The sequence below is a fragment of the Neorhizobium phenanthreniclasticum genome (assembly GCF_040066075.1).
Taxonomy (GTDB): Bacteria; Pseudomonadota; Alphaproteobacteria; order Rhizobiales; family Rhizobiaceae; genus Neorhizobium; species Neorhizobium petrolearium.
In genome coordinates, this window is the sequence record NZ_JBEAAL010000033.1 from 47,852 (window position 1) to 67,483 (window position 19,632).

21 protein-coding genes and 2 pseudogenes are annotated in these 19,632 nt (G+C 59.0%); 9 read left to right on the top strand and 14 right to left on the bottom strand.

Features of this window, described 5'->3' with window-relative positions; genetic code table 11:
• Positions 1 to 122: 122 nt before the first annotated feature.
• From ABK249_RS29230 to ABK249_RS29265, 8 genes and pseudogenes are all read right to left on the bottom strand, one after another.
• Positions 123 to 542, bottom strand: a complete 420-nt coding sequence (locus ABK249_RS29230; protein WP_037149593.1) for a type II toxin-antitoxin system VapC family toxin — start codon at positions 540 to 542, stop codon at positions 123 to 125.
• Positions 539 to 793: a FitA-like ribbon-helix-helix domain-containing protein gene (locus ABK249_RS29235; RefSeq protein ID WP_037149590.1), complete on the bottom strand. Its 255-nt coding sequence runs from the start codon at positions 791 to 793 to the stop codon at positions 539 to 541. Before ABK249_RS29235 ends, ABK249_RS29230 begins: the two co-directional genes overlap by 4 nt.
• A gap of 480 nt (positions 794 to 1,273) precedes the next feature.
• Positions 1,274 to 1,528, bottom strand: coding sequence for a type II toxin-antitoxin system VapC family toxin (locus ABK249_RS29240; RefSeq protein WP_227705173.1), 255 nt, complete (start codon positions 1,526 to 1,528; stop codon positions 1,274 to 1,276).
• Positions 1,529 to 1,567: 39 nt separating this feature from the next.
• Positions 1,568 to 1,820 (bottom strand): annotated as a pseudogene (locus tag ABK249_RS29245) (IS110 family transposase); the annotation flags it as partial.
• A gap of 205 nt (positions 1,821 to 2,025) precedes the next feature.
• Positions 2,026 to 3,555 carry an ABC transporter substrate-binding protein gene (locus tag ABK249_RS29250; RefSeq protein WP_348864675.1) on the bottom strand — a complete coding sequence of 510 codons (1,530 nt, stop codon included), beginning with the start codon at positions 3,553 to 3,555 and terminating at the stop codon, positions 2,026 to 2,028.
• Between the two features lie 27 nt (positions 3,556 to 3,582).
• The gene (locus ABK249_RS29255; RefSeq protein WP_227703559.1) at positions 3,583 to 4,410 is read right to left on the bottom strand and encodes an ABC transporter permease; all 828 of its coding nucleotides are present in this window, start codon (positions 4,408 to 4,410) and stop codon (positions 3,583 to 3,585) included.
• Positions 4,407 to 5,378, bottom strand: coding sequence for an ABC transporter permease (locus tag ABK249_RS29260; protein WP_227703560.1), 972 nt, complete (start codon positions 5,376 to 5,378; stop codon positions 4,407 to 4,409). The genes ABK249_RS29255 and ABK249_RS29260 overlap by 4 nt, the downstream gene beginning before the upstream one ends.
• Complete coding sequence (locus tag ABK249_RS29265; RefSeq protein WP_037149581.1) at positions 5,378 to 7,087, bottom strand: ABC transporter ATP-binding protein; 1,710 nt, start codon at positions 7,085 to 7,087, stop codon at positions 5,378 to 5,380. Before ABK249_RS29265 ends, ABK249_RS29260 begins: the two co-directional genes overlap by 1 nt.
• A gap of 272 nt (positions 7,088 to 7,359) precedes the next feature.
• On the opposite strand from ABK249_RS29265, the gene ABK249_RS29270 reads away from it, so the two are divergent.
• The 7 genes from ABK249_RS29270 to ABK249_RS29300 all read left to right on the top strand — a co-directional run bounded on the left by ABK249_RS29270 (position 7,360) and on the right by ABK249_RS29300 (position 15,680).
• The gene (locus ABK249_RS29270) at positions 7,360 to 8,073 is read left to right on the top strand and encodes an SDR family NAD(P)-dependent oxidoreductase (RefSeq protein WP_227703561.1); all 714 of its coding nucleotides are present in this window, start codon (positions 7,360 to 7,362) and stop codon (positions 8,071 to 8,073) included.
• A 22-nt stretch (positions 8,074 to 8,095) separates the two neighbouring features.
• Positions 8,096 to 9,409, top strand: coding sequence for an NAD(P)/FAD-dependent oxidoreductase (locus ABK249_RS29275; protein ID WP_037149578.1), 1,314 nt, complete (start codon positions 8,096 to 8,098; stop codon positions 9,407 to 9,409).
• A gap of 38 nt (positions 9,410 to 9,447) precedes the next feature.
• Positions 9,448 to 11,502, top strand: a complete 2,055-nt coding sequence (locus ABK249_RS29280; protein ID WP_348864677.1) for a hydantoinase/oxoprolinase family protein — start codon at positions 9,448 to 9,450, stop codon at positions 11,500 to 11,502.
• Complete coding sequence (locus ABK249_RS29285) at positions 11,499 to 13,151, top strand: hydantoinase B/oxoprolinase family protein (RefSeq protein ID WP_227703564.1); 1,653 nt, start codon at positions 11,499 to 11,501, stop codon at positions 13,149 to 13,151. Before ABK249_RS29280 ends, ABK249_RS29285 begins: the two co-directional genes overlap by 4 nt.
• A 35-nt stretch (positions 13,152 to 13,186) precedes the next feature.
• The gene (locus tag ABK249_RS29290) at positions 13,187 to 13,609 is read left to right on the top strand and encodes a RidA family protein (RefSeq protein ID WP_227703565.1); all 423 of its coding nucleotides are present in this window, start codon (positions 13,187 to 13,189) and stop codon (positions 13,607 to 13,609) included.
• A 170-nt stretch (positions 13,610 to 13,779) separates the two neighbouring features.
• Complete coding sequence (locus ABK249_RS29295) at positions 13,780 to 14,574, top strand: DeoR/GlpR family DNA-binding transcription regulator (protein WP_265105831.1); 795 nt, start codon at positions 13,780 to 13,782, stop codon at positions 14,572 to 14,574.
• 59 nt (positions 14,575 to 14,633) lie between these two features.
• Positions 14,634 to 15,680 carry a LacI family DNA-binding transcriptional regulator gene (locus ABK249_RS29300; RefSeq protein WP_227703567.1) on the top strand — a complete coding sequence of 349 codons (1,047 nt, stop codon included), beginning with the start codon at positions 14,634 to 14,636 and terminating at the stop codon, positions 15,678 to 15,680.
• A 687-nt stretch (positions 15,681 to 16,367) separates the two neighbouring features.
• Here ABK249_RS29300 and ABK249_RS29305 read toward each other — a convergent pair.
• The 6 genes and pseudogenes from ABK249_RS29305 to ABK249_RS29330 all read right to left on the bottom strand — a co-directional run bounded on the left by ABK249_RS29305 (position 16,368) and on the right by ABK249_RS29330 (position 18,579).
• Entirely contained in the window at positions 16,368 to 16,802 is a 435-nt protein-coding gene (locus tag ABK249_RS29305; RefSeq protein WP_348864686.1) for a type II toxin-antitoxin system VapC family toxin, read from the bottom strand.
• The gene (locus ABK249_RS29310; protein WP_037149564.1) at positions 16,802 to 17,074 is read right to left on the bottom strand and encodes a type II toxin-antitoxin system VapB family antitoxin; all 273 of its coding nucleotides are present in this window, start codon (positions 17,072 to 17,074) and stop codon (positions 16,802 to 16,804) included. Before ABK249_RS29310 ends, ABK249_RS29305 begins: the two co-directional genes overlap by 1 nt.
• 280 nt (positions 17,075 to 17,354) lie before the next feature.
• Positions 17,355 to 17,501: pseudogene (locus ABK249_RS34040) on the bottom strand (IS5/IS1182 family transposase); the annotation flags it as partial.
• Entirely contained in the window at positions 17,437 to 17,604 is a 168-nt protein-coding gene (locus tag ABK249_RS29320; protein WP_348864678.1) for a hypothetical protein, read from the bottom strand. The pseudogene ABK249_RS34040 and the gene ABK249_RS29320, both read right to left, overlap by 65 nt.
• Positions 17,605 to 17,921: 317 nt before the next feature.
• On the bottom strand, positions 17,922 to 18,212 hold the full coding sequence (locus ABK249_RS29325; RefSeq protein WP_348864679.1) for a hypothetical protein: 291 nt from the start codon (positions 18,210 to 18,212) through the stop codon (positions 17,922 to 17,924).
• Positions 18,213 to 18,306: 94 nt separating this feature from the next.
• Positions 18,307 to 18,579, bottom strand: a complete 273-nt coding sequence (locus tag ABK249_RS29330; RefSeq protein WP_348864680.1) for an usg protein — start codon at positions 18,577 to 18,579, stop codon at positions 18,307 to 18,309.
• Between the two features lie 283 nt (positions 18,580 to 18,862).
• Between ABK249_RS29330 and ABK249_RS29335 the strand changes: the two genes are divergently transcribed.
• Together ABK249_RS29335 and ABK249_RS29340 are read left to right on the top strand one after the other, a co-directional pair.
• Positions 18,863 to 19,177, top strand: coding sequence for a co-chaperone GroES (locus ABK249_RS29335; protein WP_348864681.1), 315 nt, complete (start codon positions 18,863 to 18,865; stop codon positions 19,175 to 19,177).
• 52 nt (positions 19,178 to 19,229) lie between these two features.
• Positions 19,230 to 19,632, top strand: a 403-nt coding sequence (locus ABK249_RS29340) for a TCP-1/cpn60 chaperonin family protein (RefSeq protein ID WP_348864682.1), incomplete at its 3' end; no start/stop codon positions are given.

A 19,632-nucleotide genomic window follows, 5' to 3' on the forward strand; every position in this document is an offset into this window, starting at 1 on the left:
ATCGAATGGGATATCCCAATGGGATATACCACCAGATGAACCAGGTTACGAACTTCCGATCTGTTGTGACTGGCGCCTTCGCCTTGGGATACGGATCTACGATATCTACATGGGCACTGTCGTTATCTGGACCAGGGATTGATCACCTTCAACCCAGCAGCCGCGAACGGGCTTGTGTCGCGAGTTGCGACCGCGAGGCCGTTTGCTGCCGCTGAGGCTGCAATGTAGCCATCAGCTGTGCCGATCGCCTTCCCAGATACTCGAGCGCATGCCATCAGTTCCGAATAAAACTGAGAAGTCGCCAGATCGAAGGGCAGGATGCGCTCGGAAAAGTGGGGCAGCACTTCGCCCTCAAGGCGGTCGCGGAGGATAGTTTGCCGTCTCCCTGAAGGCATAGCAGCAATCCCGAAGCGAAGTTCAGCAATCGTTATTGCGGAGAGGAACAGCGTTTCGATAGCTTGGGCGTCCAACCAGTCGATCACTGCCGCGTCAGGAACCGGTTTCCAAGGCTCGGATATAACGTTGGTGTCCAGCAAGATCATTCGAAGGTCATCGGTTCAGCAGGCGTTTTGTCGCGACTTTTCTGCAGGGCCTCAACGTCGCTGTCGGAAAGCTCGGCATCACGACCAATAGCCGCCAGTAAAGAGCCAAGCTTAACACGTTCGGGGGGACGAACAGCGGCTTCAATAATGTCACGGATCTCGGCCTCGGTGCTTCGGCCATGATGAGCCGCTCGCAGCCGCAGAGCACGATGTGTTTCGTCAGAAAGGTTTCGAATGGTGACTGCCGGCATTGATATCACCTCCATAGAAATGATGGCTTTGATATCAAAATATGTAGAATGACAGCAATTTTCAAGAGGTTCATTAACGAGGACGAAACCCTATTTGTTCAGATATCGCGCCTTCAAAAGATATGGACCGCTCACCCGGTAGCCTCCTTCCGCGTAAATAGGAATGCGACAAGCCCATCTTCTTGCCGCAGATGAGAAGGAAACCCAACACCCCTGAAAGGTATCCAGGTAAATCGCGATTTATCGGCAGCGGCGTATTAACCTATTGTCTTCTTTGGAGTCCGGCCGCAAACACTTGAATCAATCGAAAAGTCGGAATGGTGACGCCCGCGAACTTCAACTGCTTGTAGAGCGTGGCGACATCGGCCTGATCGCGGCTGATCCGGTCCAGCGCCTCGGCAGCAGGACGCTGAACTCACCATGCTGAGCGTCACGCATGAGCCGCGGGATGTCGGGTTTTGCGCTCCCTTTCCCGGCCATCTACTTCTTCCGGTTCTTTGGGCTAGGAGCGTCCAGCGCCGAGCGAATATCAGTCAGGCCGAAATCGTTGCCGATATAGAGCAACGGGGCCGAATGCTGTTTTGCCAGCGCGTAGGCGAAGCAATAGGCAAAGTTCAGTCCGCCGCGCATGCCGAATCCCTGGCTGTATTCGATCCTCGCCTTCATCGCCGCGCGGGCCAGACGATCATCGACCGGGGCGATGTCGATGCCGAGCGTGGTGAGAAACTCGTCCAAAATTCCAATAGCCTTCGACCGCCTCGACCCAGTGAGACGACCAGCCAGAACCGTACCCGTCTCCAACACCACCTCATCACCCGCAGCAACCAGAGCCGCGTGTAGCCGTTGGGACAACGGGCCCGCTTCAAGGCCGATGCGCTCTACCGGAAAGTCCAGTTGATCAAAATACCCGACCAGGCATTCAGGCTCGCTGCCTACCCTTGACCTCGCAAACCAACTTGCCTGTCGCCTCGACCACGCACGCGCTGCTCGCTTTCAGCGAAACATCGATTCCTGCATAATACTCCATGGCTGTTCCTCTCGTGATGCTTGACGCCGATCGCTCGGACCTCGTTCCCAAACATCATCATTCTGAGGGACAGCCATCAAACTGGCTACTCATGAGACGCCGGCCCAACGGCATCTAAATCGTAGAGGATCGTTGTTCCGGCAAGCGCCTACGTAGTGAGGCCGGCATCCCAGCCTCACTTTACGCAAGCGCCATACCGGCATGCTCACTCGATCTTGGTATTCTCGATGCTGAAGCCGGACTGGAAGGTCAGGAAGCCAGGCATATTGGTGAAGCCGGTCACACCCTTGCGGACAGCATAGTCTTGGTGCCGCCACATGAAGAACACGAGCGGCGAAAGTTCCAATGCGCGATCGACAAAAGCACCATAGATCTTCTCTCGTTCCGCAGAGTCGACTGTGGCCCTGCCCTTGTCGAGAATTTCGTTGATCTGCGGATCGTCGAAATACGGCGAGTTATTGGTGCGCACCAGCTTGTCCCCGCCATAATAGTAGTTGCTGAGCCAGTCGGCGTCGGTGATTTCCCCCAGGCTGCCGAGCACGGCAAAATCGTAATCGCCGGCATTTGCCTTCGCCATGCGGCTTGCCCAGTCGGGCAGGTCGAGCGTCAGCTTGATACCGACCTTGGCGAGTTCCGACTGGATCGCGATCGCAGTGTTCTGATGGAAGCTGTATTGGGACGAAGCGAGAAGCCGTGCTTCGAAGCCGTTCGGATAGCCCGCCTTCTTCAGCAGTGCCTTGGCCTTGTCGATATCATGGGAGAAGTAGTTGGCCTTCTCGGCGGAATAGCCCATATAGCCTTCCGGAATAGCGATACCGTAGATCGGTGTGCCCAGCCCGTTGAAAGCCGTGTTGATGATGACGCTGCGATCGACGGCATAGGCGATAGCCTGACGCACCTCGGGCTTGGAGAACGGCTCAAACTTGGTGTTGAATTGGAGCCCCATGAAGGGGCCGTTCATGGTCAGGAGCTCGGTGTCAGGCCCTTTCTCCAAGGCTGTGGCGTCCTTGGCCGGCACATATTCGATGATATCGACGTCCCCCGATTTCAGCGCGTTTACACGCGTGTTCTCGTCGCCGTAAAAGACGTAGTGGACTTCGTCGAGATCAGGCTTGCCCTGCTTGTAGTAGCCGGGAAACTTCTTGACCACGATTTCGCGGCCTCGGGTCCAGTTGACGAATTGGAACGGCCCCGCGCCTATTGGCGAAGCCGTGGCATTGTCCGCGTTCTTGGCAAGCCACGCGGCCGGAACGATCACGGATTCCGGCAGTGCCAGATAGCCCATCAGTGACACGGAGGGCTGGGACAGCTTCAGCTTCACCGTCTTGACGTCCGGCGTATCGATGCCGGAGATGATCGAAAGCTCGTTGCGGAAAGCTCCTTTGCCCTTGGGATCGAGAATCCGCTCCAACGAGGCCTTGACGTCCGCAGCCGTGACCGGAGAACCGTCATGGAACTTCGCGTCACGCAGGTGGAAGGTATATTCCTTGGCGTCAGGGCTGATCTCGTAGTTCTCGGCAAGCTCGGGCGATATCTTGCCATCGATCCCATAGTTGACGAGACCGCGATGCATGGCGAGTTTGACCGTACGGCCCGCCGTGCCTGGCTGGATGATCGTGTCGAGCGTCGACGGTTCTGCCGAAAGCCCAAAATAGAGGGTGCCGCCCGCCAGGGCCGTCGTGGTCATCAGGCCGAGAAGACCTGCAGCAAGAGCCATTTGGAGAATTCTCTTCATGCTGTTCCCTTTCCTTGTTGAAGATTGTCAGTTTTCACGCAGCCTCGGATCGAGATGATCGCGAAGCGCATCTCCGAGGATGTTGATGGCGAGAACCGTGAATGCGAGGCACACGGAGGGCCAGACCACGTACATTGGGTTCTGGTTGAGATAACCGCGCGCTGTTCCGATCATTTGCCCCCAGGAGGGCTCCGGAGGCACGATCCCGAGACCGAGAAAGCTCAGGCCGGATTCGAGCAGGATCGCCGCGGCGATCGTCAAGGTTCCCTGGACGACCAGTGGAGAAAGGATATTCGGCAAGATGGCCTTGAAAACGACCCGCAGATAGCGCGCGCCCATAGCATGCTCCGCCTCGACGAATTCCTGCCGAATGACCTGCAGGGTGGCCGACTGAGCGACGCGCGCAAATTGCGGGATAAAGATGATGCCGATGACGACGCTGAGGCTCGCGATCCCGCTCCGCCAGAAGCCGACGGCGAGAAGTGCCAGCAGGATCGCCGGGAAGCTCAGCATGATATCGACGGCGCGCATGACGAAGAACGCCAGGACCGGCCGGCTGTAGGCACCGATGATACCAAAAGCCGTACCGCCGACTGCGGCGATGAGGGTAGAAATGACCGCCACCAGGATGGTCGGGCGGATTCCCACCAGGAGGCGAGAAAGGATGTCTCGGCCAAATTCGTCGGTGCCGAGCAGATACTTCGTCGAACTCGCCTGATTGACAGCGTTCTGGTTGATCGCAAGCGGATCATGCGGAGCAATGACCGGCCCCACCAGCGCGATGCCGAGAACCGTCGTCACCACGAGCAGGCTGACGAGAACGAGCGGATGGCGGAAAGGAAGGAACGTCTTCATGCGCGTTTCCGGCGGATGCGTGGATCGAGCAGGCTGTAGAGGATGTCGACGCACAGATTGATGAGGATGAACAGCGCCGCAATCGTCACAATACTGCCCTGAACCAGAGGGTAGTTGCGGTTTGAGACGGCGGTGACGAGCAGCGTACTCAGCCCCGGCCAGTTGAAGAGGGCCTCGACCAGCACCGTCCCACCCATCAGGTTGCCAAGCTGCAGGCCAACGATCGTCACGATCGGAATTGCCGCATTGCGCAGGACGTGTAACCAGATGACGCGACGCTCGCGCATGCCCCTGGCCCGCAGGGACCGCACGAAGTCGCGGCTCAGGATTTCCAGCATGGACGAGCGTGTCATGCGGGCAATCGAGGCGGCCAGCCCCAGCCCGAGGGTCACCGCCGGCAGCGTCAGCTTCTGGAAGTGCAGAAAGGCGTTTCGGGAAATATCGGTGTAGCCACTGGAAGGAAGCCACCCGAGCTTAAGGCTGACCAGCAGGATCAGCAGCGATCCGAGAATATAGACCGGCACGGAGATACCGAGCGTCGAAAGCGACGTCAGCAGACCATCGAGAAATCGCCCTCGCCTCAGGGCCGCGGCAATACCGACCGGCACACCCATGATGGCCGCGACCAGGATCGCCGCACTGGCGAGTTCCATGGTCTTCGGAAGGCTCGCCGTCACATATTCGATCACCGGATAACCGTCGAGGGATTTACCGAGATCACCGACGGCGGCATTGCCGAGCCATTTGAGATATTGCGACAATACCGGCTGATCGAGACCGAGCTGCTGCCGCAGGGCCGCGACCGCCTCTGGCGACGGATGGCTCTCAGGACCGAGCAGCAGGAGAACCGGATCGCCCGGCATGATGTACATGATGGAGAACACAAGTGTCGCGATGACCCAGAGCTGCACCAGCGCGGTCGCCAGCCTTGCTCCCACGACGATGACGAATGTCGAAAGGGTCTGCATCAACGCGCCTCCAGGGCTATCGGATCTGCGTTGCCGATCTTCGGCACCGCGCTGAGAAGCGTCCGTGTGTATTCCGCTTTCGGGTTGTCGAAGACCTCGCCCGCGGGGCCTGCTTCGACGATCCGCCCTTTCTGCATCACCGCGATCATATCGCTGACATGGCGAACGACTGACATGTCGTGAGAAATGAAGAGGTAGGTCAGGTCGAATTCGTCCTGCAGATCCTGCAACAGGTTCAGGACTTGCGCCTGAACGGACACATCGAGTGCCGAAACGGCCTCGTCGCAAATCAGAAGGCGCGGCTTGAGTGCAAGCGCACGGGCGATCACGATGCGTTGGCGTTGACCGCCGGAGAATTCGTGAGGATAGCGTTTCATGGCATTTCGCGGCAGGCCGACGGCATCCATGAGCTTGGCAACCGCCGCCTCCCGACCGCGTCCGCCCTGATGAATATCGATCGGCGCTGCGACGAGATCGGTCACCGTCTGGCGGGGATTGAGCGATCCGTAGGGGTTCTGGAACACCAGTGCCATGTCGCGGCGAGCAGCGCGCATCTCCTCGCGGCCGAGCGAAACGAGGTTGCGACCGTCGAATTCGATGGCGCCGTCATCTGGTTCTATCAACCGCATGACGAGCCGGGACAGCGTCGATTTTCCACAACCAGACTCACCAACGAGACCGAGCGTCGAACGGGACGGGATGGCAAGGCTGACATTGTCCACGGCGCGAAACGCCCGCGGTGTCGCAAGAGCATTGTCGCGGACCCAGTAACTCTTGGTCAGGTCCCGGATATGCAGCAGCGGTTCGGACGCCCCATCTATGGCAGGCTTCGGTTTCGCTGCCGGCCGAGCCTCTGCCAAGCTGGAAATCATGCCACTTCCATCTCTTGTTATAACCGGAAGACGGCTTTGCGGCGCGGACGCGGACGGCATGGAGGCGATCAGCGCCTTGGTGTAGTCGCTGCAAGGCGCAGCGAAGAGGTCAGCCGTGGCAGCCTCCTCCATAAGATCGCCGTGGTAGATCACAGCAACACGGTCGGCGACCTCGTAAATGACGCCGAGATCGTGCGTGATGAGGAGAATTGCCGCGCCGATTTCCCGATTGAGGCCGCGCAGCAGGTTGAGAACCTGTTTCTGGACCGTGACGTCCAGTGCCGTCGTCGGCTCGTCGGCAATGATGACATCCGGCTTGCAGGCCACCGCCATGGCGATCATCACACGTTGGCATTGGCCACCGGACAGCTCATGAGGATAGGAGCGCAGGCAGCGCGCCGGATCCGCGATCCCCACTTTCTGCAACAGTTCCAGCGCCCGTTCCCTGGCTTGGCGCCTCGTCATCCGCTCATGCAGCAAGATCGCTTCGACGATCTGATCGCCGCACCTAAAGACCGGGTCAAGCGACGCCATCGGATCCTGGAAAATCATGGAAATCCGCTTGCCGCGCAGCTTGCGCAAGACGTCCGGCCGCACTGTGAGCAGATCTGCGCCGGCAAATTCCACACGACCACTGGTTACGACCGCGTTTTGCGGCAACAGTCCCATGGCGGCCAGCGACAGGATTGTCTTGCCGCTGCCGCTTTCCCCGACAAGTCCCAATATCTCGCCGGAGACAAGTGACAGGGACACGCCATTCACTGCGGGACGAAGCCCGGCCTCCGTCCTGAAAGCGACGGAAAGATTGTCGATTTTCAGTATTTCCCTACCCGGCATACCGCGATCCGATTTTGCGATGAGCTCCCCACACCGGAGAGCGCGTTCCCGTATTTTTTTGAGCGCTTCTGGCGCATATTTTCATCATTAAGGCATAAAGCGCCAAACTACGTCAAGCATACGTTTGTATTTTGCCAGATCGCCTTCAAATATGATAGTTTTTGAAGCTTTTCTGGAGTTTCTACCAAATTCAGCCTTGCCAGAAATGAAAAGCCACCTTACCGTTCATGCAAACGAATGCGCGACCTGCCGGCCGCGCCAAGGGGATGACAATGACGTCCGAAAATCTCTCACGCGTGGTGCTGATCTCCGGCGCGGGCCGCGGCATCGGCCTCGCGATCGCTAACGAGCTTGCCGAACATGGCTACCGCCTCAGCCTCGGAGCCCGCGACGTCGGTACGCTCGAAGCCAAGTTGGGACCGGAGAGCGAACGCTTTCACTATGCGCGGTTCGATGCCTACGATCCGGCAACATCGGAAGCCTGGGTGGCGGCGGCTGTCGCGAAATTCGGAAGAATCGATGCCCTGGTCAACAATGCCGGCCTCGGCGAGCGCGTTTCGCTCATGGACGACAACGACGAGGCGCTCGACCGGCTTTGGGCGGTCAACGTCAAGGCGCCACTGCGCATGACGCGGCTTTGCATGCCGCACCTTGAGGCTACCGGTGCGGGCCGCATAATCAACGTCGCCTCGATGTCCGGAAAGCGGGTCAGGAACGCCTTCGTCGGCTACAACATGACAAAGTTCGCGGTGATGGGCCTCACTCATACGACGCGCCACGTCGCCTGGGAAAAAGGTGTGCGGGCAACCGCCATATGCCCGAGCTTCGTGCGCACGGAAATGAGTTCCTACACGAACAAGGTGACACCCGACCAGATGATCCAGCCGGAAACGCTGGCCTCTCTCGTCCGCACAGCGATCGAGCTTCCCAACAATGCAGCCATGGCCGAGATGCTGGTAAACTGCCGGCTCGAAGACATGCTTTGATCGGCGTCCTCGGGAAAAAGCCATGTCACGTATTATTCCTGATGCAGTCTCTTCCACGCAGACCCTGCCGGCAAAGGTGGATGTCGTCATCATCGGCGGCGGCATTGTCGGGGTTTCGACGGCCCTGGAGCTTGCGGAGCGCGGCGTTTCGGTCGCCCTTTGTGAAAAAGGCCTGATCGCCGGCGAGCAGTCAGGCCGCAATTGGGGCTGGGTGCGTCAAATGGGCCGCGATCCATCCGAACTGCCGCTCGCCATCGAAAGCCTTTCGCTGTGGAAAGGCATGAACAATCGCGTCGGCGAAGAAACAGGTTTCCGGCAGACGGGTATTGCTTATCTTTGTCGTAATGCGCGCCAGGAAGCGGAATACGAGGCCTGGCTGGTGCATGCACGCAACTTCGGCCTCGATTCCCGGTTGCTTCGCACTGAAGAACTGCGCCAGCATCTTCCCGGCGTGACCGGACGTTTCACCGCCGCGCTGCACACGTCCACCGACGGCCGGGCGGAACCGTTCAAGGCCGCTCCGGCCGTCGCCCGCGGCGCCATCCGCGCCGGCGCCCATGTGCTGACGGGCTGTGCCGTTCGCGCTGTCGAGCGCTCCGCAGGACGCGTCAGCGGCGTGATCACCGAGCGGGGGCCCATTGCCTGCTCCTCCGTCATTCTGGCAGGTGGCGCCTGGTCGCGGCTCTTCAGCGGCAATATGGGTATTGATTTTCCACAGCTGAAGATCCTCGGCTCGGTGGCACGCGCGACCGCGGTGGAGGGGGTGCCGGATATGCCGGTCGGGGCGGATAATTTTTCCTTCCGCAAACGGCTCGACGGTAGTTTCTCGATTGCCATGCGCAACGCCAATATCGCACCAATCGTCCCGGACAGCTTCCGTCTCTTTGCCGACTTCGTACCCACGCTGATCAAGAGCTGGCGAGAGCTGAAATTGCGCGTCGGCAACCGCTTCATTCAGGAATGGCGAACCCCACGTTCCTGGGCCTCGGACGAGGTTTCGCCCTTCGAGCAGGTGCGTATCCTCGATCCCGTGCCTTTCGAGCGCTTCAACCGCGAGGGCCTTGCTCATCTGGTAAAGGCTTTCCCTGCTTTCGCAAACAGCCGCATAACGCAGAGCTGGGCCGGTCTCATCGACGTCACCCCCGACGCGGTCCCGGTCATCGGTCCGGCCGGCGGCGTTCCCGGCTTCTTCATTGCCAGCGGCTTCTCCGGACACGGGTTCGGTATCGGGCCCGGCGCCGGAAAGCTGATGGCCGACATCGTCACCGGCGCTGAGCCCTGTGTCGATCCCGCTCCTTTCCGCTTCGATCGATTCAAGAAGACCAAGGCGGCCTGATCCGTTCCTGAATAACCTTGGCCAAAGAGGGTGAAGAAATGGCATTGAGAATTGGCGTAGACTCCGGAGGCACGTTTACCGACGTCTGCCTCTTTGACGAGGAGACCGGCAAGCTCGACATCTGGAAGGTACCGTCAACGCCGGACGACCCTTCCCGCGGCATCTCCAATGGCGTGTCGGAAGGACTTGCGACCGTCGGCAGCACGGCAGCACATGTGGCTTTCCTCGGTCATGGAACCACAGTCGCGACCAACGCTCTCATCGAACTTAAGGGTGTCGAGACGGGGCTTATCACCACCGACGGGTTCCGCGACCTGCTGGAAATCGGTCGCCAGAAGCGCCCGAGCCTTTACGATATGAATGCCGAGAAGCCGGAAATCCTGGTGAGCCGCGACCGCCGGCAGGAGGTTCCCGAACGCCTCAGGAGTGACGGTTCGACGGACCGGTCGCTGGACGAAGAAAAGCTCCGGGCCGCCATCCACAAGCTCGCGGGCGAAGACGTCAAGGCAATCGCCGTTTGCTTCCTTTACGGCTTCTTGAACACCGCACATGAGCGTCGGGTCGTCGAAATCCTTCGCGAGGAAATGCCCGATGTATTCGTCAGCGCTTCGCATGAGGTGGCTCCGGAGTTCCGCGAATACGAGCGCATGTCCACGACGGTCGTCAACGCCTATCTCGGCCCTGTCATGCAGCGATATATCGACAGGCTCAAGCTGCGACTGACCGAACTTGGCGTACCGGTCGCTCCGCAGCTGACGCAATCGAACGGCGGCGTCATTGGTTTCGACATGGCGGCGCAGCTTCCGGTCCGTACCGTCCTCTCCGGCCCGAGTACAGGCGTCGTCGCCGCGCAGGCTGTTGGAGGAATGGCCGGCTTCGACAACATCATCACCTTCGACGTCGGCGGAACGTCAAGCGACGTGGCCCTTCTCCAGGGCGGTGTCTGCAAACTGACCGGCGAGGCGAACGTCCATGGCTATCCGATCAAGGCGCCCATGCTCGACATCCATACGGTCGGAGCAGGCGGCGGTTCGATCGCATTTGTCGACAGCGGTGGATTGTTGAAAGTCGGCCCGCGTTCGGCGGGCGCCGACCCAGGCCCGGTCTGCTACGGGCGCGGAAACACAGAAGCGACCGTCACCGATGCCAACATCGTGCTCCAAACCCTCAATCCGGTCGAAATCCTCGGCGGACGGATGAAAGTCAGGCGCGATCTCGCGATCGAGGCCGTGCAACGGCTTGCCGATCAGTTGGGTCTCGGACTGATGGAGACGGCGCAGGGCATCATCTCAGTCGTCACAGCCAACATGGCAAAGGCCATACGCCTGATCAGCGTGCAGCGTGGCCACGACCCGCGCGACTATGCGCTGATGGCCTTCGGTGGCGCGGGTCCGCTGCATGCTGCCCGGCTCGCCAAGGAGCTCGACATGAGCCGTATCATCGTGCCGCTTACCCCGGGCACGCTTTGCGCACTCGGCCTGCTTCTGACCGACCTGCGTTCCGACTTCGCCATCTCCCGCCTCATGAAAGTGGATCAAAACGCGGTCGAACCGATGATTAGCGGCTTCGAAACGCTTGAAGCCCAGGCCGAAGCCTGGTTCGGGCAGGAAGGCATCGAGCCCGGCCGCCGCGTCGTTAACCGGACTGCCGACATGCGTTATGTTGGCCAGAATTACGAACTGCAGGTTTCGGTGCCTGCCGGCACGGTCGGCGGGGATACCCTTCAAGCTTTGGTCAAAGGCTTCGAACAGGCGCATCTGCAACGTTTTGGCTTCATCGCCGAAGGTGAGGCGATCCAGATCGTGACCTTGCGGCTCGAGGCCGCCGGCATCGTCAACAAGGCCCGGTTCGCTCCGCGGCCGGACGCCGGGCCGGCATGCGATGCGGCCGTCATCGGATCGCGCCAGGTCTATATGGACGAGGCCAAGGACTTCCTGCCCTGCCCGGTCTACGCGCGCGAGAAGCTGAAACCCGGCAACCGCATCGACGGACCGGCGGTCGTCGAACAGATGGATACCACCACCGTCATCCTTCCAGATATGCAGGCGACGGTCGATCCCTACCTCAACCTCATTCTGGAGACCCGGGCATGACCAAGATCGACCCGATTACGGTAGAAGTCATCGGCAGCGCGCTCACATCGATCGTGGAGGAGATGGGCGAAGCGCTGGTTCGTGCCAGCTATTCAACCAACATCAAGGAACGTCGCGATTGCTCGACCGCACTCTTCGACCGGCACGGCAACACCCTGTGCCAGGCAGAGCATATCCCGATGCATCTTGGCAGCTTCATCGGCATCATTCCGCATATCAACAAGCGTTATGCGGCAAAGGACATCAAGCCGGGTGACGTCTTCATCGGAAACGATGCCTACGAGGGTGGCGCGACCCACCTGCCCGATATTGTTCTGGCCGAGCCCATCTTCCATGGCGATACCATGGTCGGATGGGCCGTCAACACGGCCCATCACGCCGACTTCGCCGATCGCGGCCATGCGCATATATACCAGGAAGGGCTGCGCATTCCTCCGGTGCGGCTCTATCGTGAGGGCGAGCTGCAGCAGGATCTGCAGGACATGTTCCTGTTGAACTGTCAGGTTCCCCATGAGCGGCTTTCGGACTTGCGCGCTCAAATGTCGGCCAACCGGCTCTGCGTCCAGCGCATGCAGGACCTTTGCACGAAATATGGAGCAGACAAGGTTCTGGCTGCCGGCGATGCCCTGCAGGATTATGCCGAGCGCAAAATGCGGGCCGGCATCGCCGCCATTCCCGACGGCACCTACAGCTTCACTGACTATTTCGACAGCAACCAGTTCTCCGACGTGATGGAATTAAAGGTGGACATCACCGTCAAGGGGGACGCGATGCATCTTGCTTTCGACGCTCCACCACAAGTGCCCGCCGGTCTGAACGTCATCTATACTGCGCTGCTCGCCACCTCCTACTACGCGGTCAAGGCCGTCATTGATCCCACCATCCTGCCGAACGCCGGCCTGTCCCGCCCGATTACCGTCGAGGCGCCGCACGGCTCGCTGCTCAATTGCAGACATCCGGCGGCAGTCGATGGGCGTATTGCAGCCTGCCAGCGGGTTGCCGACCTCGTCCAGGGTGCTCTGGCCAAGGCGCTGCCCGGCAAGGTCACGGCGGCTGGCAACGGTGCCTGCACTGGCGCGCTCTTTACCGGCACGCGCGAGGACGGCTCGCTTTGGGTCTATCTCGAGACGATCGGCGGTGGAGGCGGCGCACGGCCGACGGCCGACGGGCTGAGCGGCGTCCACGTTCATATGACGAACACGTCCAATTTGCCGGTCGAAGCGCTCGAGCTGGAATACCCGCTGACGCTACTGCGTTATGAGCTCGTCAATGGTTCGGCAGGCGCCGGCACCTGGCGTGGCGGCATGGGCCTGAGACGCGTCTACCGCATTGAAGCCGATTGCCGCTTCAGCGTCGAGGGTGGCCGGCTTGCGGTCTATCCCTGGGGCCTTGAAGGTGGCTTGCAGGCAACTGGTTCTCATTTCGATTTCGGCAACGGCCAGCAAAACCTGCCGGGTACGGTGCAGCTGAGAACCGGACAGGTAGTCGAACTGGTGACACCTGGCGGTGGCGGCTACGGTTCGCCTTCCGGCCGATCCCTGGAAGCAATCCGCCGCGATATCAAGGAAGAACGCATCACGCCCGAATTCGCCGAACGCGTCTACGGCCATGGCGCCGAACAGAAAATCTATCGGGCAGCAACCGCCTGATCGTCCAATCCCACTTGAAAGGAAGGATCTCATCCGTGGTAAAAGTAACGAAAGTCAAATCCGGTAGCCTCTATGAGGAAAAGGAAAGCTATTCACGCGTCGTTGCAGTCGATAACTGGGTCTTTGTTTCCAATACGGCCGGCCGTAACTACAAGACCCGGGAGATGTCGCCCGACCCGGTCGAACAGGCCAAGCAGTGCTTTCATAACATCGAGGGCGCGCTTGCATCTGTCGGTGCTACGCTGGCCGATGTCGTCCGTTCGCGGGTCGTCATTCCGAATGTTGCGGATGCTCCCTCGGTGATGGCCTTTGTCGGAGAAAAATTCCGCGGCATCGATCCCTGCAGTACCGTGACTTGCCCACCACTCGGCGGTCCGGATTTCCGCGTCGAAATCGAAGTAACCGCCTACAAGGGTGTCGGCGCCGCCGGTTCCGAATACATCAACATCAGCCTGTGATCATCACTTCGTCCGGCCGCCCGACAATCCGGGCGGTCGGCCGAATGGAAGCGGACATGGACTGGCTCCTGCTTCCAGTTTCGCGGCTGTTTCTATAAGGTCTGGCCGGTTTGACGAAGAGAAAGGGCTTGCTGTTGACTGAGACGGAAACACCGCAAACGGAAGACTTTTTGCCCGCCGAGCGGCGCGAGAAAATCATGGAATGGTTTTCGTCCAATCAAGTAGCCTCGAGCCAGGATCTCGCCAAGCGGCTCAACACCTCCATCTCGACGATCCGCCGCGATCTCGATTTCCTTGCACAGCAGGGCGTTGTGCGAAGGACGCATGGCGGAGCCGTGCGTGTTCGCCGCAGCACGACATTCGAGCAGCTCGTCGACGAGGCCCGCCAGACTGCCGTGGAGGAAAAGCGCGCCATCGCCGTCGCCGCGGCGAAGCTCCTTCAGCCTGAACAGAGCATCTTTATCGATTCCCGCTCGACCCTGCATCAGTTCGCCTATGTCGTCGCCGAACTGACGACACCGTTGACCGTAGTGACGAACGATGTTCACGTCGCGGACGTGCTGGTCAACAAGCCTCATATCAAGCTTGTCGTGCCCGGCGGAATCTGTCGCCCTGGCGCTTATTCCCTGCTGGGGGAAACGGCAATCAACTTCGTTCGGGAGTTGCGGTGCGATCATCTTTTCCTGTCTTCGCAGGCCATTGATACGGAATGCGCCAGCGATACGTCACTGGAGTTAGTGCAACTTCAGCGTGCCATGATCGATTCCTCCGTGGAAACGACGCTCTTGATCGACAGCAGCCGTTTCGGAAGCAGGGCGATCTATCGGACGACCCCCATCGAAAGGATCAACCGCATCATTACCGATGAGGGCCTCAATCACGATGAACGGGCGAAATTTGCTTCTGTCGTCGCAGACTTGGTGATTGCGCCCTATGTCGACGCGATTCAGGAGGAACCGGAGTGACGTGTCAAAAAGCTCCCGGAAAATGCTCAATTCGTTTTGAGCAATGATTCTGATCGCCAGTGACCATTTCAAAATCGAAAAGCCAGCCGGCAAGCTCGAAGGCGAGCATCACGATCGTCGATATCGCAAAGCTTGCAGGCGTTAACCCCTCGACTGTCAGCCGTGCCCTCTCGGGATCGTCGGCCGTGACGGCGCAAACGCGTGCGCGAATTACAGATATCGCGCAGGAAAACGGATATGTCGCAAACCACAACGCGCGCATGCTTCGGTCCCGGCGCGCCAATCAGATCCTTGTCATCGTTCCCAATATCGCCGCCTTCTCCCATCCCGAAGTCATCCTCGGCATCGAAGAAGCTCTCGAGGAACACAATATCGGTGTCATTGTCGGAAGTACGAAAGACAATGAAGAACGGGAACTTGCCCTCGCCCGGCAACTTATAACGGGTGCCGCTGACGGCCTTATCCTTTTGAACGGACGCCTCCCATCCGAACTGGGGGAGCTTCCGCAATACAATCGGAGGATCGTCGCGATATCGCGACCGGTCTTGAGCCCCGGAATTGCGTTCATTGGCATCGACAATCAGCAGGCGGCACAGGAAGCGACGCTGTATTTCGTGTCCATCGGACGCAAACGCATCCTGCATATGGGAGGGCCGGAACAAAGCCCGATTTTCGCCGCGCGTGCGCAAGGGTATCGGAATGCGATGAGGCAAGCGGGGCTTGACGGCATTATCGACCTCCAGCATCTGCCTGCTTTCAACATGGTTGCTGGCCGCCAGGCCATGCGTGACATTCTCAACAGGCGTCAGTTGCCCGATGCCATCCTGTGCGCCAGCGACGAGCTTGCCTTCGGAGCCATCCAGGTAGCCAGGGAACTGGGGATCAGCGTACCGCAGCAAATTGCATTCATCGGCTTCGACAACCACCCCGTCGGCGAAGCTTTCAGCCCACCGCTAACCACCATTTCGGTGCCGCGCCGGCGCATGGGTTTTCTCGGAGCTCAGACACTCCTGCAGTCGATTCAGGACGATCGCCCGATCTCCGACTTCCAGCTCCTACCCTATGAATTTCTCGTGAGAGCAAGCTGCGGGGGGAGCAGCTGGTAAGTTGCTGACAGAAGAAATCAGCCTCTGCGACTTTCAAGTTTTGGAAAAACCAGCTGCAAAAAATGGCGCTGGACCACATATTTCTACAAGTAAAGTCTTTTCCACATTTTCAGCGTTGCGGAGTTCAAATCGGCAACGACTCAAACAATTCTTTATACCATTGATTTTAAATGCAAATCTTCGGAAATGGGAGAGGCCGCAACGCTGGTTTTTGGCCCTCTATTCCTGTCTTCTGCCATCTCGGTTGCTCCGAAACCGTGGATCGCCCCTGATGCGGACAAACACCCGGTGGGAAGTACAAAAATCGTGTCATAAGGCTATCGGCGGTTCAGTTTGTGAAACGCTTCTAACCGTATCACTCAAAGGTAGCCTGAGTCTGATCTGACGTTTGTACAATTAAATAAGGAATGGAATGCCCAGCCGAACGCTCCAATGCCAGAGGTGCGAGTAGAGGGGGAAAACGTTCAGCTTCAATTTATACTCAATTCTTAAAAGCATTTAGCCAAGGAGGGAAAAGGGGCTTTCTAACTTTCGCGGCTGCAAAGCCTGGCGGCTCGGCTATCCAAATTCTTGATCTCTTTAGCCATTTGCGGTCAGCGCCTCGGCCAGCAGGACGCTGAACTCACCATGCTGAGCGTCACACATGAGCCGCGGGATGTCGGGTTTTGCGCTCCCTTTCCCGGCCATCTACTTCTTCCGGTTCTTTGGGCCAGGAGCGTCCAGCGCCGAGCGAATATCAGTCAGGCCGAAATCGTTGCCGATATAGAGCAACGGGGCCGAATGCTGTTTTGCCAGCGCGTAGGCGAAGCAATCAGCAAAGTTCAGTCCGCCGCGCATGCCGAATCCCTGGCCGTATTCGATCCTCGCCTTCATCGCCGCGCGGGCCAGACGATCATCGACCGGGGCGATGTCGATGCTGAGCGTGGTAAGAAACTCGTCCAGAATTCCAATAGCCTTCGACCGCCTCGCCCCAGTGAGACGACCAGCCAGAACCGTACCCGTCTCCACATAATTGACAGCGGAAATCAGCCGGGCAGACGCACCTTCGAGCCCCTTGGTGCAATCGGGGCCTTCCGGCTCATCGAACAGAATGGCGACGATGGCAGAACTGTCCACCACCATCATTTCGGCAAGCCCAACTGCTCAGGCGTGTCTCCAACGGCTTCATCCCATTCTTCCTTGGTGACGGGACGACGGTCGAACAGATGGGCACGTTTACGCACGAAAGCCTCAACGCGGGCCGTATAGTCACCCTGCGCCTCCCGCTCGGCACGCAGCCGCTCCAGCCGTTCGCGCATGGCCTTGGTGATGGCATCGGTCATGGTCTCACCGGTAAGGCGGGACAACTCACGCGCCAGCCTGTCAGCTTCCTCGGTCTTGATGCTGAGGCCCATGGCACCGCTCTTTTCTAGATCGTGCTTCTAGATAGCATATGGACAGCCTGAGTTCAAATGTAAAAACCCGCTTCCATGCTGCCTTATTCATCTTCATCAGCGGTTGATTTGCCTCCTCTGCATCGACCTTCCTATCGCATGCGCTGTTATCGTTGGCGGCACGCATGGCTTTCGCGTAATCCTCGCGCGCCATGCGCCTGCCGATCAGCCGGGCAATGGACAGCACCACCGCATCCAACTGCTCGGACGCCCCCGCCCCCTGCTTATCCTCGGCACCACACGCTCGATCCTCATCCGACCAGCGTTCTCGGCGGCGGCGAGCTCGGAGAAGCGAAGGATAGTCATCGCCGAGCACCACAGCTTTATTGACCCGTCCCTTCGAGACGCAAAGTCGGGCCATATCGCAATGTCGGCAGTCGGCGGCTCGCCTTCAGCGGCGGCACGTCCGGCGCTTTGTCCAGCAATCCCGTCAGCGCACCGCGCTTCGTCGTGCCTGCACGCGCTTTCAGGAACTCGCTGGCCGTCTCCACGGCCCCGATCTTCTGCGCGACCGCAGAGACGATCCACTGATTGAGCGATACGCCGTCTTCTTGAGCGACTGCGGCAGTTGCAGTGGGTATTTATAGCGTTGGGCCTGCTTCATGTGCTCAATCTCCTGACGATCTCTCCCGACGTCATGCGTCACAATGGCCTCGGCCTGTCCGTTCAACCGCATCGACCTTTTCGGGGGCATCCGCCCTGCCCCCGCCCTCGGCCCTCGACGTGCCGATTCTGCCCCGCACTCGTCCCCGCAAAGACATCCGCCTCTGGCTGCCTCCAGAGGAGGTTCGAACGGTTGACGCCGCGTTCAATGGATGGCGCGGCTTACCATGCGATAGGGATGCATGGCCTTGAACTGTGCTATCATAGCGGCTGCCTGATGTATCACGCGCTCGGCATTTTGGGGATGGTCACGGGCAAGCTCGTCCGCGTTAACGCGGATCGCCTCGGCCATATTGGTCGAAAGTGCAGCAAAGTTTTTATTGCCTTCGACAAAGGCTTCACTTGCCGCATCCTCCAGAATGCGGGCGATGTCGACGAAGGCCTCTTCGCGTTCCTCGATGCTGAGGTCTTTGATGATGCCGATCTTCTCTTCCATATCGATCTCACTCCAAACAGACGTGCGATATTGACCGGGCTCATCAAGCCCCGGTCAGCCGAAAGCTAGGAAGACAAAAATCCAGTTTCAAGCCTCACTGTAGCCTGAACTCGCCATCGATGCGGCGCCACTCGTTTGTGCCGATCAAGCGCTGATGGGTATATCTGACGGAATGCAGCGGTCCGTCGAGGTTTTCTTCCCAAAATTCGAGAAACCTGTGCATCGCGGGAAAATCGGGAGCAAGATCGTAGTCCTGCCAGACATAGGTCTGCAGGACGGATTCGAAATCAGGAATGCGGTAAAGGATATGCGCGGTCGTCAGACCGTAGCCGTTCAACTGGCGTGCCAAATCCGATGACATTCGCATGCTGCACCTCACCGTTCTTTCTCTGGTCTCAGGCTGGCGCGATCTCCTGCGCCAGCCACAGATTCTTTGAACAAAGAAGAAGAGTTTATTGTTCCGCGACAGGCGTTTAGCAGCCGCACAGGGAGAGTGCTATTTTTTTCTATAAGCCCTCTTGAAATCGAAAATTGCCAAATCCAGATCATTATCCGCAAAACGCTCGAGCGAGGTTTTGCACCCGCCCGGACTGGTCATCCGGTCCGGTGAGGGGAACAACGTCATCATTGTTTGTCCATCGGAGGAAAACATGTCGTTCCGACCGCTTCACGACCGCATACTCGTCCGCCGGGTCGAATCGGAAGAAAAGACCAAGGGCGGTATCATCATCCCCGACACAGCCAAGGAAAAGCCGCAGGAAGGCGAAGTCATCGCCGTCGGCCCTGGCGCGCGCAACGAGGCTGGCCAGATCCAGCCGCTCGACGTCAAAGCGGGCGATCGCATCCTGTTCGGCAAATGGTCCGGCACCGAGATCAAGATCAACAGCGAGGACCTGCTGATCATGAAGGAAAGCGATGTCATGGGCATCATCGAAGCCGTGGCCCAGCAGAAACAAGCCGCCTGAGGCGCTTTGCGTCCATCAGTCAAAGTAAGCTGCCTATCGAAGGAGTGAAAAAATGGCTGCAAAAGAAGTAAAGTTCCACAGCGATGCCCGTGAACGCATGCTGCGTGGGGTCGATGTGCTTGCCAACGCCGTGAAGGTGACGCTAGGGCCGAAGGGCCGCAACGTCGTGATCGACAAGTCCTTCGGCGCGCCGCGCATCACCAAGGACGGCGTGTCCGTTGCCAAGGAAATCGAACTGGAAGACAAGTTCGAGAACATGGGCGCTCAGATGCTGCGTGAAGTGGCATCGAAAACCAATGATCTCGCAGGTGACGGCACCACCACTGCGACGGTTCTCGCCCAGGCGATCGTCAAGGAAGGGGCCAAAGCGGTGGCTTCAGGCATGAACCCGATGGACCTGAAGCGCGGCATCGACCTTGCGGTGGAGGCGGTCGTCGCCGAGCTGAAGAGCAATG